Source organism: Achromobacter sp. MYb9, assembly GCF_002975275.1.
GTDB lineage: Bacteria > Pseudomonadota > Gammaproteobacteria > Burkholderiales > Burkholderiaceae_B > Achromobacter.
In genome coordinates this window covers 214,846-232,159 of sequence record NZ_PCOQ01000008.1, presented here as the reverse complement: position 1 = coordinate 232,159, position 17,314 = coordinate 214,846, and the positions used below count along the sequence as shown (strand labels likewise).

Genomic DNA, 17,314 nt, shown 5'->3' with positions numbered 1-17,314 from the left:
ATGCAGAAAATACCGGTTTCCGTAGTTGTCATGACGAAGAACGAAGAGCGCAACATCACCAAGTGCCTGAAGGCGCTGTCGGAGTTCGACGAGGTGTTCGTGGTGGACTCCAACAGCACCGACGCCACCTGCGCGATGGCCACGGCGCTGGGCGCGCGCGTCTCGAACTTCCAGTGGAACGGAAAGTACCCGAAGAAAAAGCAGTGGTGCCTGGAGCAGCTGCCGTTCTCGCACCCGGTCGTGCTGTACGTGGACGCCGACGAGGAAATGACGCCTGCGCTGGCCGCCGAGATCCGCGAAACGCTGCCGCGCTTTGCCGCCGGTGCCGGTGGGGCTTTCGTGCCGTTTGACTACGTGTTCTGCGGCAAGAAGCTGGTGCACGGCCACCGCGTCTACAAGCTGGCGCTGCTGGCCCGTGACCAGTCCCGTTTTCTGGACTACGACGATCTGGACGTGGCCCACATGTGGGAAGTGGAAGGCCATTACCAGCCGCAAGTCCAGGGCGAGACCTTCGCGCTGCGCCAGCGCATGGTGCACAACGACCACGACTCGCTCTTCCATTATTTCGACAAGCACAACCGCTATTCCGACTGGGAAGCCAACCTGCGCACCAAAGGACTGATGAACGATCCGCGCGAAGCCAATGTGGGCGCGCGCGCGCTGCTCAAGCGCATCTTCCAGGCCATGCCGTTCAAGGCGCCGATTTCCTTCCTGCATTCCTATGTTTTCCGTCTGGGGTTCCTGGACGGCAAGGCCGGCTACGACTACGCGGTGGCGCGCGCCATGTATTACTGGCAGATTCGCATCAAGACCGAAGAACTTCAGAAAGCACGGCAGGCGCGCGCGGGCGACGCGCAGGCGGATGCCGTGGCGGGGGCCGCCAAATGAGCGCGCTCCAGCAACTGGACCGCTTTGCGTTGGCGCCGGGCCAACGCGGCCGCTCCGCGTTGACGGTGCAGCTGTGGTGGATGGTACAGGGGACGGTGTTCCGATGGTCGCCACAGGTCGCCTATGGCTTTCGCCGCTGGCTGCTGCGCTGTTTCGGCGCGCAGGTGGGCCGCAAGGTGCTGATCCGGCCGACCGCCACGGTGACCTATCCGTGGAAGGTCCAGATTGGCGACTACGCCTGGATCGGCGACGACGCCGTGATCTACAGCCTGGGGCCCATCCATATCGGCGCGCATGCCGTCGTGTCGCAACGCAGCTACCTATGCGCCGCCGATCATGACGCGGGCCAGCCGGATTTTCCTTTGCGCGAACGCGCGGTGCGCGTCGAAGATGGCGCCTGGGTGGCGACGGACGTGTTCGTCGGCCCGGGCGTGACGATCGGCCGCGAGGCCGTGGTGGGCGCGCGCAGCTCGGTATTCCGCAACATGCCGCCGGCGATGGTGTGCCATGGCAACCCCTGCCGGCCCGTGCGCCCCCGCCTGCCCACGCCGCCATGAAGATACTGATCTACGGAATCAACTATGCGCCGGAATTGACCGGCATCGGCAAGTACAGCGCCGAACTGGCCGAATGGCTGGCCGCGCAAGGCCATGACGTGGACGTCGTGACCGCCCCGCCCTACTACCCCCAATGGCAGGTCCACGACGGCTACCGCGCGGGCCGCTACCGCAAGGAAGAACGGGCCGGCGTCACCGTGCGCCGCGCACCGCTGTGGGTGCCCGCGCGCCCCGGTGGCCTCAAGCGGCTGATCCATCTGGCAAGCTTCGCCGTATCCAGCCTGCCGTCGCTGCTGCGCGCGGCCGCCTGCCGGCCGGACCTTATCCTGGTGGTGGAGCCGGCGCTGTTCTGCGCGCCCGCCGCCTGGCTGACGGCGCGATTGTGCGGCGCGCGAGCGTGGCTGCACATCCAGGATTACGAAGTCGACGCGGCATTCGAGCTGGGTCTGCTGAAGGGCGCCCGGCTTCGGGCGCTGGTCAAGCGGGCGGAAAGCTGGTTGATGCGCCGCTTCGACCGCGTGTCCACGATATCGCATCGCATGCTGGACTTGGCAATGGCCAAAGGCGTGGCGCCCGAGCGTGCCGTGCTGCTCCCCAATTGGATCGACGTCAACGCCATCTCTCCGCGTGCGGACGGCGGCGATTACCGAGCCGAATTGGGTATCCCGGCCAACGCCATCGTCGCCCTGTATTCGGGCAACATGGGCGGAAAACAAGGGCTGCAGACGCTGGCCGACGTGGCGCGGCAGCTTGCCGACGACACCCGGCTATGGTTTGTGTTCTGCGGGCAGGGGCCAGAACGCGCGCCGCTGCAAGCGTGTTGTGAAGGGCTGTCGCGCGTCGTGTTCCTGGACCTGCAACCGGCGGCGCGGCTGGGTGCGCTGCTCAATACCGCGGACATCCACCTGTTGCCGCAACGCGCCGGCGCGGCCGATCTGGTCATGCCATCCAAGCTGACGGGCATGCTGGCCAGCGGCCGTCCCGTCGTCTGCGGCGCCGCGGCCGGCACGGAGCTTGCCACCGTCGTCGCGCATTGCGGACTGCTCACCGCCCCCGAGGACGCCGACGCCATGGCCCAGGCCATCCGCACGTTAAGCAACGACGCGCAGACCCGCCAGGCCCTGGGCGCGTCGGCGCGCCACTATGCGCTGACCCATCTGCACGTCGACGCGGTATTGGCCGCGGCGGAACGCGAGTTCGCGGCGGTGGTCGGCGTGAAGGCTCAAACGCCGGCCTCCATGAAAAGCCGCACCCGGGAAAGCGATACGTAGGGCGGATGATTCCCGCCCGTAGCAGGCGCCCCTATTTGCCATCGACCTTGACTGGAGCGGGCGTGCCCGCGCTTCTGACCAGCCCCATCTGCACCGCGATATAGGCCGCTTCGGCCTGGTTGCGCGCGTTCAGTTTCCAGTACAGCGTGCGTGCATGGCTCTTCACCGTGGCGACCGAGATGCCAACCTGCTGGCCGATTTCGCGCATCGTCTTGCCTTGCACCAGCAGCTGCAGTATTTCTTCCTGCCGCTGCGTCAGTTCGCGCAGCTCCTGCGCCGGTGCGTGCGAGACGCTCTGTGGCCGCCCGGCCGGTTGGGGATAGCACTCCCCGCCCGCCATCACCAGGCTTACGGCCGCCGCCAGCGCGTCGGGACTGGACGCCTTGGGCAGATACCCCGCGACCCCGCTGCGCGCGCACACGCCCATGACGGACGTGTCCAATACGGAATACAGCACCAATACCAGGCGCGGCATGAAGAAAGCCATCGACTGGGAGATAAGCCCGATGTCCTGCTCGGCCATGCCACTACAACCGATCACCAGTAATTCCACTGGACGGTTGATCGAACTGGACATGTTGAGCAAATGGGCTGGCGAAATAGCCAGGATGTCGTCGGCGTTACGGACACGTTCCAGCACATGCTGAATTGCGACGCGAAGCAGAGCGTAGTCTTCGATCAGTACGGTTGTCATCCCGGGAGGAACCTTGTGACGCATGGCCCATACACGGTTCCCGTCACACCGGCGCACCACGCTGCCTGAGCAGGTTTTGGGTGGTGCGCCGGCATGACGGGAATCTCGTCCGCGCTACGGGATCGCTATCGCAAGGTGTTGTGATTCGCGCTATCGACCCAGGCTTGCGGACACAACCCATGCTATCAGCGGCTACGTTCGCTGAATCTCGTTCAGGAGGATGATTGGTGGTGGAAAGGCGTGCCAAAAAGCACGCCGGGCACTGCTATGTAAGCCTTAGCCAGGATGGCTATGCGGACCCCGGCAGCAACGGAACCTGCGCGTTCCAGGCTGCCGGGCAGGCAGCGCAACCTGCTGTTACCCCAGCTTGCGCCCGTAGATCTGCCCGGCGTCCGTATCCCTGCTGCCAGTGGGTTCGTGCCATTCCAGGGTTGCCCCGCGCTGCAAAGCCGCGTAGACCGCCTCTCCCTTGTTCTTGACATGCAGGCGCTGGTAAAGCGTGCATGCATGCGTCTTGGCGGTGGCGACCGAAATGTTGAGCATCCGGCTGACGGTCTTGATGGGATAGCCCCTGGCCAGCAACACCAGGACTTCGTACTGACGCGGCGTGATCTGAAGCAACTGCGCCCCGGCGCTGACCGGCATCGAGCCCTTTCCAGAAGCGTCGTCGGCATCGCGAGACGGCAAGGCGCAGACCGTTGCCGCCGGCGTCTGCAATGCCTGTTCGCTGGGAAAGCACTGTCCGCCCGCCATGACCAGGCGTATCGCGGCTTCCAGGATTTCAACCGAGGCGGTCTTCATCAGGCAACCATATACGCTTGCGCCCGGCAAGCCCTGCACCGGCATGGGCAACGGCATCACGTCCGTCAAAAGCAGAATCCGCTTGGGAGTGAGCACACGCTGGATCTCGTGCAATGCGCTCCATGCCTCGTCGGTCTCCACCGGCAACCCGTAGATCAGAAGATCGGCGCCCGCGTGCGCGCCGTCGGCCTTGGATAAATCCGCCAGGCCCATCCCCTCGATTTCCCACACATCGTCCAACTTGCTAAGTATCTGCCACAACCCCAACCGCAATAGCGGATGGGCTTCAATCAGGACCATCTTGGCCATGGTGTCCTCCCGGTTTTTCGACGGGCCTAGAAGGGATCTTCGCTGTGCTGAAGACTATTTTTTTTCCAGCCCCGCGGTGGGTGGTCCGCACTATCCCGGAATATCTAATGAAGCTGGACCGGGGCGTTTGGGCTGGGCAACTTTGGTAGCCAACATAACGGATGGCATGAACCCATCTTATGGTTCGAAACCCTCAAAATCAAGACGTTTCAGGGCGATATAATCCGACAAAAACAGAAATCATTCGTTAGCCTTAATCACTCTCGTAAATAGGGATGAGAGGGTCTTCTCCCTCTTTTTGACGCTAGGGTTTTTACCAACATTCGAAGGCATACGGAGCGGATCCCCGGGGATCCTCCTTTGAGGAGGCTCAATAGGGACGGGCCATAAGGGATGGGGGGCACAAAAAAAGCCGCATCGGGGCACACACGCCCGCCGCAGCACGTAAGACCGGTTTCGAATGGGAAAGCTATCGATATGTTTCCACGGACACATCACGCCCGTGCGTGCATTTTTCAAAAGAAATATAGGTAACATTTTTATTTTTGTGCCGGATGCATCATTTACTCCATATAGGCGAAGTCAAATACCGTATGCCCCCCTTGGTGATGCCAATGGTGCATTGAAGCATGACGCTTCCCTAAAAAGCTCGCGTAGTGGATTTCGCCATCGGTTTCTACATAGGTCGTCGGGGAAAGCTCCTCTATCCGGTTCAGTGAAACGCCCTTGCCGTAGTGGCAGAAGCCCTGATACTGCGCGCAGCGGATGACCTCTCCGCCAGGAGAGACAACGATTCCGGCGTTGCGGGCCCGCATCGGGTTGCGCACGATCGGATTGCCGGCATGCGGCGTCCAGACGGTGGAACGCGGCGAATCCGAAAAGAACGCGAACAGCTCGTCGCAATGGCTTTGGCCGTCCGTCCGGTCGATATTCGTTAATAACCACCAGTATTCTCCGTGTTTAAAAATAATGGTATCCACGGCGGATATATTGGTCATCAAAGTGACATCAAGCTCCCATTTAAGCGGAAATTCAGTGCAACGCCACAATTCGATACTGCGATTTCCGCATGTTTCCGGGACCATGTAGGTCACGCCTTCGTGTTCGAATATATAGGGAAACGACAGGTGGTAGGGCAGGTTCAGCGCGGTGCCAAGCAGCCGGAAAGCCCCGTCGGAGTAGGTCGCGACCGAAATCGTGCCCTTCCGGGAAGTGAAGTCGTAATCCTCAAAAAATATATATGGTTTTTTATCGTGGGTATATACAAAAGGGTCCGCGAAAAAACGCCCCTTCGGAGGTTGCAGCACCATCGCGTCCGATACCACAACCTGTTGCCGGGCCGATGGGAACATACCTATTCGCCATCGAACATTGCGCTTCATGATGCGACGCACAATTAAATCAGACATTAACCATGCCTGACGCGCGATATAAGCCGCGCTGTCCCACTCCATGGGATCGGGCCGGCGCGGTCCGCTCATGATCTGCATTTGGGGCGTTGCCATGGTCTGCCTGGCGTGGGCCAGCGCCTGCAAGGCGTCGTAGACCATGAAATTTCCCAGGCTGAAGGCGCGCGCCTGATTCTTCAGCCAGAACACTTCCGTGTTGAAACTGCGCTGGTCCAGGAGTTCGTCCTGATCCGCTTCCGGGCCGACACGCCAGAGTTTCACGGTGGTGTGATCCTCGCGCTGGTAAACCTCCCAAAAACCGGCATATCGGCTGGTGGACACCGCGATATCCGAATAGCTCAATTGCCAGACGCCCAAGCGCGCCCACCCGCTCATTTGCGCCCGAGTCGCCAGCGATGCGCCCAGCGTGATCACCAGGTCCAGGCCCAGCGCGGCGACCACGTCTTCGCCTTGCACCGCCTCTCGCGGCGCCAGCGGCAGCACTGGCACGCCAGGTGGCGTGCTTTGCCGCATGTCTCGGCAGTTCGCCAGCATCTGGCGCTGCTTGACCGGCAGCAGCCGGGCCTCAAGGCGTGACAACGTGCCGAACAGCGCCTTCACTCCCAGACGCGGCGTCCTGACAGCGCCTTCGGGCGATATCACCAACAGAGCGGACAGGTCGAAATCCTGACTATGGATCAGCCACTCCGCCATCTCATGCATCCAGCCGGGTTGCTCATACCCATCAACCAGCAGTCCCACTCGGTAGGTCTTCATTTGTCCTGCTCCTGTGTCGGGGCGCACGGGTAGCCGCAGCGGTCACGCCAACGGGCCCGCGTCGCGTACGGCCGGTGCAACGCGTTGAACTCCTCGCGCTGATACTGCGGCGTTTTGCGCGCGGCTTCCAGACCACATTCATCCTAGGGCGGTCGTCCGAGGACGAATGGCCAAGCTCCCCGCCTTCGGCCGATGGGCGCGTCGTCCCTCGGCGCGACCCCTCTCATCCATCTGATCTAGCTGACCCGGTCCGCTCATACCTGAAGGGTTCAGGCCAACCGGTGCATAAGCGCCGTCACGGGTAAACCCTATTGGGGATTGCCGAGGCTCGCTTACTGCACTTCCCTACCGCATAATGTTTTTAAACGAACGTTTGAATTCAACCATATGCAAGAAATCAGAACTCCCAACACTCGCGAATCCATCCTGGACACGGCTGAAGCGCTGTTTGCGCAACAAGGCCACGACGGCACATCAATGCGGCAGATCACCGGCGCGGCCGGGGTCAATCTGGCATCGGTGAACTATCACTTCGGCTCCAAGGAGTCCCTCGTCCAGGCGGTGCTCAAACGCCGCCTGGAAGTGCTGAATCGCGAGCGCCTGCGCCTGTTGGATGAACTGGAGTCGCAATCCGGCGGCAAGCCCCTGAAGCCGTCGCTGATCGTGGACGCCTTCTTCGGCACCCTGCTGCGTCTGGCCGCCGATCCCGCCCAGGCGGGCAGCACGTTCCTGCCGCTGCTTGAACGGACCATGACCGATCCGTCCGACTTCATCCGCGCCCTGTTCGCCGAGGAATACGCCGACGTGCTGGAGCGCTACCGCAATGCCCTGTTCGCCGCGCTACCCGACGTGCCCAAAGCCGAAATCGTGTGGCGCTTCCAATTCATGCTCGGCGCCACGTCGTACGCCATCATCGGCACCGACCTGCTGCGGTCGGTCACGGGATGGACCCTCGACGAAGCCGAACAACCCGACAACCCCGACCTGCTGCTGCCCCGGCTGATGAGTTTCCTGCTGGGCGGCTTGCGCGCGCCGCTGCCGCCCGTCGTGGGCACGTAGCCGTCCCGACCTCGTAGCGGCCCGCTGGAACAGAACAGAACACATACGGAGACAACGAAATGAACGCAGTCCTCATCGCGCTGGCCGCCATCGCGCTTCTTGCCGCCGTTTTGCTGGGCGTGCGCCCCCTGCGGCGCGCGCTGCTGTCGGCGCCGATCTTCAACCTGTACCGCAAGGTCCTGCCGCAGATGTCCGACACCGAGCGCGATGCGCTGGAAGCCGGCACGGTCTGGTGGGAAGGCGAACTGTTCCGGGGCCGGCCCGATTGGAGCCGCCTGCTGGCCTATCCGCGTCCGCGCCTGACCGAGGATGAACAACGCTTCCTGGACAACCAGGCGGAAACGGCCTGCCGCATGGTCAATGACTGGAGCGTCACCCAGGAACGCTATGACCTGCCCGCCGATGTCTGGAACTACCTGAAGTCCCAGGGTTTCCTGGGCATGATCATTCCCAAGGAATATGGCGGTCTGGCCTTCTCGGCCTATGCGCATTCCGAAATCGTCACCAAGTTGTCCACGCGCTCGTCCGCATTGGCGGTGTCGGTCATGGTGCCCAATTCGCTCGGCCCCGCCGAGCTGCTGCTGCACTACGGCACCGACGAACAAAAGAACCACTACCTGCCTCGCCTTGCCCGCGGCGAAGACGTTCCCGCTTTCGCGCTGACCAGCCCCTGGGCCGGATCCGATGCCGCGGCCATTCCCGACAGCGGCATCGTTTGCAAGGGCGAATGGCAGGGCCGCGAAGTGATCGGCATGCGCGTCACCTGGGACAAGCGCTACATCACGCTGGCGCCCGTGTGCACCTTGCTGGGCCTGGCTTTCCGCCTGTATGACCCCGACGGCCTGCTGGGCGGCAAGCGCGACCTTGGCATCACCTGCGCACTGGTGCCGCACGATCACCCCGGCGTCGACACCGGCCGCCGTCACTTCCCGCTGAACGCAATGTTCATGAACGGGCCCACCCGTGGCACCGACGTCTTCATGCCGTTGGACTTCATCATCGGCGGCCCTGCCATGGCGGGCCAAGGCTGGCGCATGCTGATGGAATGCCTGGCCGCGGGCCGTTCGATTTCGCTGCCCTCGTCCAACACCGGCATGTCCAAGCTGACGGCCCGCGCCGTGGGCGGCTATGCGCGCGTGCGCAGCCAGTTCCGCACGCCGGTCGGCAAGTTCGAGGGCGTGGAAGAAGCGCTGGCGCGTATCGGCGGCCACACCTACATGATGGATGCGGCGCGCAGCATGACGGCGGGCGCCGTGGACCTGGGCGAAAAGCCATCGGTCGTGTCGGCGATCGTCAAATACCATGTGACCGAACGCGCCCGCCAGGTCGTCAACGACGGCATGGACGTCATCGGCGGCAAGGGCATCTGCCTGGGCCCCAGCAACTTCCTGGGCCGGGCGTACCAGCAGATTCCAATCGGCATCACCGTGGAAGGCGCCAACATCCTGACGCGCAGCTTGATCATCTTTGGTCAGGGCGCGATCCGCTGCCACCCGTATGTGCTGGCTGAAATGCAGGCCGCCCAATCGCCGGACGGCAAGCAGGGCCTGACCGACTTCGATCGGGCGTTCTGGGGCCATGTCGGCTTTGTCGCCCGCAACAAATTACGCGCGCTGGGCACCGCGCTGACGGGCGCCCGCTACGTCAGCGTGAACGCCGATGTCGCGCCGGACATGTTGCGCTACTACCAGCTGCTTAGCCGCTATTCCGCCGCTTTCGCCTTGCTGGCCGACACCTCGATGCTGGTGCTGGGTGGCAGCCTGAAACGGCGCGAACGCCTGTCGGCGAGACTGGGCGACGTGCTGTCCCAGATGTACCTGGTCAGCGCGACCCTCAAGCGCTTCGAAGACGAAGGCCGCCAGGCCGCCGACGCGCCGCTTGCGCACTGGTCCATCCAGGACGCGCTGTTCAAGCTGCAGGAAGCCTTCGACGGCGTGCTGGACAACTACCCCAACCGTTTCGTCGCCTGGAGCCTGGCGCGCATCATCTTCCCGTGGGGCCGGACGCAATCGCTGCCCTCCGATCAGTTGGGCCAGGACGTGGCACGGCTGTTGATCAACCCCAGCGCCACGCGCGACCGGCTGACCGCGGGCTGCCACCTGCCCGACTCCGCCGACGAACCCGTGGGCGCCATCGAACAGGCCCTGGCCGCCACGCTGGAGGCCGAACCCATCGAGGCCAAGATCCGCGACCTGGAAAAACGCGGCGCGCTGGAAGGCAATCCCCAAGCCAACGTGCGCGACATCGCCGACGCCGCATACGCCGCCGGCGGCATCACCGCGGAAGAATATGCCGTGGTGAAACGCCGCAACAGCTTGCGCGATACCGTGGTGAAAGTGGATGATTTCCCCTTCGACCTTGGCGCGTCCGACGCAGCCAGGCCCGCTGCCGAACGCAAGGTCGCCTAAGAGGAGGGAACCGATGGCATTCAAACCGGTTTACGTCGTCGACGGCGCCCGGACGCCCTTCCTGAAAGCGCGCACCGGACCCGGCCCCTTCTCGGCGGGTGATCTTGCCGTGCAGGCCGGCCGCGGCCTGCTGCTGCGCCAGCCCTTCGCGCCCACCGACCTGGACGAGGTCATCGTGGGCTGCGCCGCGCCCTCTCCCGACGAAGTGAACATCGGCCGCGTCATCGCGCTGCGCCTGGGCTGCGGCAACACCGTGCCCGGCTGGACCGTGATGCGCAATTGCGCGTCGGGCATGCAGGCGCTGGACTCGGCCATCGCCAACATCCAGTCCGGCCGTTCGGCGCTGGTGCTGGCGGGCGGCACGGACGCCCTCTCGCGCGCGCCACTGTTGTTCTCGGACGACATGGTGCGCTGGCTGGCCGGCTGGTACGCGGCCCGCGGCATCGGCGCCAAACTGGCTGCCTTGCGCCGCTTCAGGCTGAAGAACCTTGCACCGGTCATCGGCCTCTTGAAAGGCTTGACCGACCCCGTCGTGGGTCTGTCGATGGGCCAGACCGCCGAGAACATCGCCACTCGTTTCGGCATCGACCGCGCGGCCATGGACGCCTATTCCGCCGGCAGCCACCAGCGCGCGCTGGCGGCCCGCGCCGCGGGCATCATGACCGAAATCACGCCGTTGATCGACACGCAGGGCAATCTGTATCCCGATGACGATGGCGTGCGCGAAGACTCCACGCCAGAGAAGCTGGCCAAACTCAAGCCCGTGTTCGACAAGCCCTGGGGCAACATCACCGCCGGCAACAGCTCTCAGGTGACCGACGGCGCTGCCATGTTGGTGCTGGCGTCGGAAGAAGCCGTGGCCAAATGGAACCTGCGCCCGCTGGGCCGCATCGTCGACAGCCAGTGGGCGGGGCTGGATCCGGCGCAGATGGGCCTGGGGCCGGTCCATGCGGCCACGCCGATCCTGCAACGTCACGGCCTGGGCTTGAATGACCTGGATTTGTGGGAGATCAACGAGGCCTTTGCCGCCCAGGTGCTAGGCTGCCTGGCGGCCTGGCGCGACGATGCCTATTGCCAAGCGCACTTCGGTACGCCAGCATGGGGGGTGCTCGACCCCGGCAAGCTCAACGTGGACGGCGGCGCCATCGCGATCGGACATCCGGTGGGCGCTTCCGGCGCCCGCATCGTGCTCCATCTGCTTGATGCCCTGAAGCGCCGCGGCGCCAGGCGGGGCATGGCGGCCATCTGCATCGGCGGCGGTCAAGGCGGCGCAATGCTGGTTGAAACCCTGGACGAGGACCGCCCATGACGACCCTGGACTCGCTCTCCCACTGGCGCCTGGAACGCGATGCCGATCACGTGGCGTGGCTGACGTTCGACCGCGCCGGCAGCGCCGTGAACGCCTTGTCGGCCGACACCATGACCGAGCTGGCCGTGGTGCTGGACGCGCTGGACGCCGCGCCGCCCAAGGGCCTGATCATCCAATCCGGCAAGGCCACCGGCTTTATCGTGGGCGCCGACGTCAATGAATTCGCCAGCCTGGACACGCCCGAGCAAGGCCGCGCGCTGGTGGCCCGCGGCTGGAACCTGTTCAACCGCCTGGCCGCCGTGCGCTATCCCACGCTTGCCCTGATCCAGGGCCATTGCCTGGGTGGCGGGCTGGAACTGGCGCTGGCTTGCCGCTATCGGCTGGTTGCCGACGAACCCGGCACGTCGCTGGCGCTGCCCGAAGTCATGTTGGGCATCTTCCCCGGTTGGGGCGGAATGCTGCGCTTGCCGCAAGTGATCGGCGCGCCCGCCGCGCTGGACATGATGTTGACCGGCCGAGGCGCGGACGCCCGGCGGGCCGCCGCGCTGGGCCTGGCCGATGCCCGCGTGCCGACCCGTCTGCTGCGGGCCGCGGCCCGCCAGACGGTGCTGTCGAACAAGCCCGCGCGCCGTGCCCGCGGCCTGGGCGGGTGGGCCAACCGCTGGCCGCTGAAGTCCGTGGTGGCCAACCGCGCCCGCAAGCAGATCGCCGCCAAGGATCCGCAGGGCCACTACCCCGCCGCCCCCGCCATCGTGACGTTGTGGGAAAAGCACGGCGGCAACGCCCTGCAGGCGCCGGGCCTGATCGACGGCATCATTGCATCGGACACCGCGCGCAATCTTCTGCGCGTGTTCCGCCTGCAGGAACGCCTGAAGGCCAACGGCAAGCAGACCGGCGTCACGCCCGCCCGCCACGTCCACGTCGTGGGCGCGGGCGTCATGGGCGGCGACATCGCGGCCTGGTGCGCGCTAAAGGGCATGACCGTCACCTTGCAAGACCAGGACATGGCTCGCATCGCCCCCGCCGTCCAGCGCGCGGCGGCGCTGTACGCGCGCCGCCTGAAAGACCCGCGCCTGGCGCGGGCGGCGTTCGACCGCCTGATTCCCGACCCGGCGGGCGGCGGCGTGCCGCTGGCCGACGTCGTCATCGAAGCCATCAGCGAACAGCCGGAGGCCAAGCGCGCGCTGTACCGCTCGCTGGAACCGCGCATGAAACCCGGCGCGCTGCTGGCCACCAACACGTCCAGCCTGTCGCTTGAAACCCTGCGCACCGGCTTGGCGGACCCCACGCGGCTGGTCGGCATCCACTTCTTCAACCCGGTCGCCAAGATGCCGCTCGTGGAAGTCGTGCATGCCGAGGGCGACGCGGGCGATGCGCTGGCGCGCGCCTGCGCCTTCGTCGGCCAGATCGACAAGCTGGCGCTACCCGTCAAGAGCGCGCCCGGCTTCCTGGTCAACGCCGTGCTGGCGCCCTACCTGTTGCAGGCGATGCGCAGCGTGGACGACGGCGTTGCGCCTGAAACGGTCGACGCCGCCATGGTGGCGTTCGGCATGCCGATGGGGCCGCTGGAACTCGCCGACACCGTCGGCCTGGACATCGCGCGCGCCGCTGGCGACGAACTGGCCGGTGGGGCCGCCCCCCCGCGTTGCCTGGCCGAACGGCTGGCCCGCGGCGATCTCGGCAAGAAAAGCGGCAAGGGCTTCTATACCTGGCGCGACGGCAAGCCGGTCAAGCAAGCCGGAGCTGCCCCGGCGGGCCTGGCAGAGCGCCTGATCCAGCCGCTTGTGGACGCCACCCGGCAGCGCGTGGAGGCAGGCGTCGTCGCCGACGCCGACCTGGCCGACGCCGGCGTGATTTTCGGAACCGGATTCGCCCCCTTCACGGGCGGACCCTTGCATTACCAACGTAGCAACCCCTAGGCACAGCAGTAAAACGGCTCACGCCGATTAGACCGGATCGACAAGAAAACCGGCAGTGGAATAGAGACATACATCCAACTCGAGGAGGCAGTACCATGCGCAGACGTTCATTGTCCCTGAGCACCTTGTCGGCCCTTGTGGTCGGCCTGGGCGCATCCGCAACGTCCTATGCCGCCGGCTTTCAGCTCTTGGAGCAGAACGCCAGCGGCTTGGGCAACGCGTACGCAGGCTCGGCGGCAAATCCGGAAAACGCCAGCATCATCTACTACAACCCGGCAGGCATGACGTATCTGCCTGGCATCAACTTTTCGGGCGGGGTCAACTTGATCAAGCCCTCGTTCAAGTTCTCGGACAATGGCAACAGCCGCAATCCCAGCGTGCCGGGCATTCCCGGATCGGGCTTGAACGGGTCGGTGCCCACAGGCGGCAATGGCGGCGACGCCGGCAACCTCGGGGTCGTCCCCAACCTCTACGCTTCCTGGCAACTGAACGAGCAGTGGTACATCGGCCTGGGAGTCGGCGCCCCGTTCGGGCTGATGACCGAATACGACGACGGTTGGGTCGGCCAATATCACTCCAACAAGTTCGAGATCAAGACCATCAACGTGAACCCGTCGATCGCCTACAAGGTCAACGACAAGTTCTCGATGGGCTTCGGCGTGAATTGGCAGCACATCGATGCCAATTACAAGAAAAAGACGGTGGTGCCGATCGCCGGCCTGCCGGTCGCCACCAATGGCGACGCCGACTTGAACCTGAAGGGCGACGCGTGGGGCTGGAACATCGGCTTCATGCTGCAGCCGACGGAAGACACGCGCATCGGCCTGTCGTACCGCTCGAAGATCAAGCACACGGCCAAGGGCGATACCGACATCACCAGCATCGGCCCCAGCAAGCAGTCGGTGTCCTTCGACGCCAAGGCCTCGGTGGACTTGCCCGATACGCTTATCTTGAGCGGCACGCATCAGCTCAACGAACGCTGGGAACTGCTGGGCGACGTGTCGTGGACGGGCTGGAGCAGCATCCCCGAACTGAAGATCCGCAACTCGGGCGCCGGCGCGCGCGACGACGAACTGCCGCTGAATTTCCGCGACACGTGGCGCGTCGCCGTGGGCGCGAACTACAAGTTCGCTCCCGCCTGGAAGTGGAAGTTCGGCGTGGCCTACGACCAGTCTCCGGTCCACAATGAAGCCGACCGTCCGACCTCGCTGCCCGACAACGACCGCTACTGGTTCTCGACGGGCGTGCAGTGGCAAGCCACCAAGAGCACCACGCTGGATCTGGGCTACACCTATCTGTACCTGCGCAAGACGGACATCGACACGACGTCCGGCAGCCAGCTATCCAAGGGCCGCGTCGCGGGCACCTACGACAGCAGCGGCCACATCTTTGGCCTGCAGCTGTCGTCCCGCTTCTAGCCTTGCACGGGCGGGCCGGCCCCAAGCCGCCCGCCCGCTTTTCCAGGAGAATCCCTTGAGCAAGTTCGTCGTCAAACACGTCGCCGTCCTGGGTGCCGGCGTCATGGGCGCGCAGATCGCCGCCCACCTGGCCAATGCCGGCGTGCCCGTCACGTTGTTCGACCTGGCGGCCGCCGAAGGCGACCGCAACGGCATCGTCCAAAAGGCCCTGGCCGGCCTGAAAAAGCTGGAGCCCGCGCCGCTGGCCGGCGCGGCGCGCATTGCCCTGATCACCCCCGCGAACTATGACGACCATCTGGACGCGCTGCGCAGCTGCGACCTGGTCATCGAAGCCATCGCCGAACGCATGGACTGGAAGACGGCGCTTTATGAGCGCATCGCCCCGCATGTGTCGCCCGACGCCATCATCGCCTCGAACACGTCCGGCCTGTCGATCGACGCGCTGGCAAACGCGCTGCCCGCCAGCCTGCGTGACCGCTTCTGCGGCATCCATTTCTTCAATCCGCCCCGCTACATGCGGCTGGTGGAGATCATCGCTACGTCCCATACGCAGCCGGCCGTGCTGGACCAGCTGGAAACCTGGCTCACGTCCACGTTGGGCAAAGGCGTGGTTCGCGCGCTGGACACGCCCAATTTCGTGGCCAACCGCATCGGCGTGTTCTCCATCCTGGCCGCCATGCACCACACCGCGCGCCTGGGATTGGGCTTCGACGAAGTCGATGCGCTGACAGGCCCCAAGATCGGCCGCCCCAAGAGCGCCACCTATCGCACCGCCGACGTGGTCGGCCTGGATACGCTGGCCCACGTCGTCGGCACCATGGAAAAGAACCTGCCGGACGACCCGTGGCATCGCTATTTCGCGCTGCCCCAGTGGCTGTCCGCCTTGATCCAGAAGGGCGCGCTGGGCCAGAAGACCGGCGCTGGCGTCTACCGCAAACAGGGCCGCGACATCCTGGTGCTGGACCTGAAGGCGCAAGATTACGTGCCCAGCGCCGGCAAGCTGTCCGACGAGGTCGCCACGCTGCTGAAGGAACGCAACCCCGCGAAGCGCTTCGCCGCGCTGCGCGCAAGCCAGCACCCCCAGGCGCAATTCCTGTGGAGCCTGTTCCGCGACATCTTCCACTACAGCGCGGTGCAGCTTGAGCACGTGGCCGACAACGCGCGCGACCTGGACCTGGCCATGCGCTGGGGCTTCGGCTGGGGCCAGGGCCCGTTCGAGACCTGGCAGGCCGCCGGCTGGCAGGCGATCGCCGCCGCGGTGGCCGAGGACATCGCCGCCGGCCATGCCATGAGCAACGCCCCGCTGCCCGCCTGGGCGCTGGAACCCGCCCGCCAGGGCGTGCACGCGCCGGAAGGTTCGTATTCGGCGCGCACGGGGAAACTGCATCCGCGTTCGGCGCTGCCCGTTTACCAGCGCCAGTTGTTCCCGGAACGCGTGTTCGGCGAAGGGCCGGATGACCGTGGCGTCACCGTATGGGAAAACGAAGGCGTGCGCCTGTGGAACCTGCCCGATGTGGACGCCGGCATCGGCATCCTGTCCGTCACGTCCAAGAACCACACGCTGGGTGGCGAGGTGCTGGAAGGCGTGCTGCAAGCCGTCGCCCGCGCCGAGCGCGAGTTCGACGGCCTGGTGATCTGGCACGAGCCGCCGTTCGCGGTAGGCGCCAATCTGCAACAAGTCGTGGAAGCCTGCGCCGCCGGCCAATTCGACATGTTGGAGGCCATGGTCGAGAAGTTCCAACGCGCCTCCCAGTCGTTCAAGTACGCGCAGATTCCCACCGTGGCCGCGGTGCAAGGCATGGCGCTGGGCGGAGGCTGCGAATTCCTGATGCACGCCTCGCATCGCGTCCTGGCGCTGGAAAGCTACATCGGCCTGGTGGAAGTCGGCGTCGGCCTGATTCCCGCAGGTGGCGGCAGCAAGGAATTCGCCGGCCGCGCGGCGGCCCTGGCCGCGAAGACCGCCACGCCGGGCGAGGTCTTCCCCTACCTGCAACCCATCTTCCAGACCATTGCCACGGCACAGGTCGCCAAAAGCGCGCGGGAAGCCATCGACACCGGTTTCGCCCGCGAACACGACATCGTGCTGTTCCACCCCGACGAGCTGCTGTTCGTGGCCATCGGGCAGGCCCGCGCCGCGGCCCAGGCTGGCTACACGCCCCCGCCCCGCCTGACGAACATCCCGGTCGCAGGCCGCAACGGCATCGCCAACTTCGAGATGGTGCTGGTCAACATGCGCGAAGGCGGCATGATCAGCGCGCATGACTATCGGGTGGCCCGCAGCGCCGCCGTAGCGCTGTGCGGCGGCGAGGTGGAAACCGGCACGAAGGTGGACGAAGAATGGCTGCTGGCGGTGGAACGCCGAGAATTCGTCGCGCTCCTGCGCACGCCTGAAACCCAGGCCCGCATCCGCCACACGCTAGAAACCGGCAAGCCATTGCGGAATTAGTCCCCCCCGCAGCGCCCGTGGCGCTTCCCCCCAGGGGCGCCGGCTGCGGACCGGCGGAGCCGGATCCGCC

At 65.1% G+C, this 17,314-nt stretch carries 12 protein-coding genes; 9 read left to right on the top strand and 3 right to left on the bottom strand.

Going from position 1 to position 17,314, the window contains the following annotated elements; genetic code table 11:
- Positions 1–30 precede the first annotated feature (30 nt).
- The 3 genes from CQ050_RS14755 to CQ050_RS14745 are packed head-to-tail and all read left to right on the top strand — an operon-like array spanning position 31 to position 2,716.
- Positions 31–888: a glycosyltransferase family 2 protein gene (locus CQ050_RS14755; RefSeq protein WP_233214049.1), complete on the top strand. Its 858-nt coding sequence runs from the start codon at positions 31–33 to the stop codon at positions 886–888.
- Positions 885–1,445: a putative colanic acid biosynthesis acetyltransferase gene (locus CQ050_RS14750; RefSeq protein ID WP_105557568.1), complete on the top strand. Its 561-nt coding sequence runs from the start codon at positions 885–887 to the stop codon at positions 1,443–1,445. The genes CQ050_RS14755 and CQ050_RS14750 overlap by 4 nt, the downstream gene beginning before the upstream one ends.
- Positions 1,442–2,716 (top strand): glycosyltransferase WbuB, encoded by a 1,275-nt coding sequence (locus CQ050_RS14745; RefSeq protein ID WP_105557605.1) that lies wholly within the window; start codon positions 1,442–1,444, stop codon positions 2,714–2,716. The genes CQ050_RS14750 and CQ050_RS14745 overlap by 4 nt, the downstream gene beginning before the upstream one ends.
- A 31-nt stretch (positions 2,717–2,747) precedes the next feature.
- Here CQ050_RS14745 and CQ050_RS14740 read toward each other — a convergent pair whose 3' ends face one another.
- From CQ050_RS14740 to CQ050_RS14730, 3 genes are all read right to left on the bottom strand, one after another.
- Positions 2,748–3,410, bottom strand: a complete 663-nt coding sequence (locus tag CQ050_RS14740) for a response regulator transcription factor (RefSeq protein ID WP_105557567.1) — start codon at positions 3,408–3,410, stop codon at positions 2,748–2,750.
- A gap of 357 nt (positions 3,411–3,767) precedes the next feature.
- On the bottom strand, positions 3,768–4,520 hold the full coding sequence (locus tag CQ050_RS14735) for a response regulator transcription factor (RefSeq protein ID WP_105557566.1): 753 nt from the start codon (positions 4,518–4,520) through the stop codon (positions 3,768–3,770).
- A gap of 563 nt (positions 4,521–5,083) precedes the next feature.
- Positions 5,084–6,685: a hypothetical protein gene (locus tag CQ050_RS14730; protein ID WP_105557565.1), complete on the bottom strand. Its 1,602-nt coding sequence runs from the start codon at positions 6,683–6,685 to the stop codon at positions 5,084–5,086.
- Positions 6,686–7,072: 387 nt separating this feature from the next.
- Between CQ050_RS14730 and CQ050_RS14725 the strand changes: the two genes are divergently transcribed.
- From CQ050_RS14725 to CQ050_RS14700, 6 genes are all read left to right on the top strand, one after another.
- Positions 7,073–7,744: a TetR/AcrR family transcriptional regulator gene (locus CQ050_RS14725; protein WP_105557564.1), complete on the top strand. Its 672-nt coding sequence runs from the start codon at positions 7,073–7,075 to the stop codon at positions 7,742–7,744.
- A gap of 59 nt (positions 7,745–7,803) precedes the next feature.
- Complete coding sequence (locus CQ050_RS14720) at positions 7,804–10,152, top strand: acyl-CoA dehydrogenase (RefSeq protein WP_105557563.1); 2,349 nt, start codon at positions 7,804–7,806, stop codon at positions 10,150–10,152.
- 13 nt (positions 10,153–10,165) lie between these two features.
- Entirely contained in the window at positions 10,166–11,461 is a 1,296-nt protein-coding gene (locus CQ050_RS14715; protein WP_105557562.1) for an acetyl-CoA C-acetyltransferase, read from the top strand.
- Positions 11,458–13,380: a 3-hydroxyacyl-CoA dehydrogenase NAD-binding domain-containing protein gene (locus CQ050_RS14710; protein ID WP_105557561.1), complete on the top strand. Its 1,923-nt coding sequence runs from the start codon at positions 11,458–11,460 to the stop codon at positions 13,378–13,380. Before CQ050_RS14715 ends, CQ050_RS14710 begins: the two co-directional genes overlap by 4 nt.
- Positions 13,381–13,475: 95 nt before the next feature.
- Positions 13,476–14,798 carry an OmpP1/FadL family transporter gene (locus tag CQ050_RS14705; RefSeq protein WP_199196817.1) on the top strand — a complete coding sequence of 441 codons (1,323 nt, stop codon included), beginning with the start codon at positions 13,476–13,478 and terminating at the stop codon, positions 14,796–14,798.
- A gap of 55 nt (positions 14,799–14,853) precedes the next feature.
- Entirely contained in the window at positions 14,854–17,244 is a 2,391-nt protein-coding gene (locus CQ050_RS14700) for a 3-hydroxyacyl-CoA dehydrogenase/enoyl-CoA hydratase family protein (RefSeq protein WP_105557559.1), read from the top strand.
- The last annotated feature ends 70 nt before the right edge of the window (positions 17,245–17,314 follow it).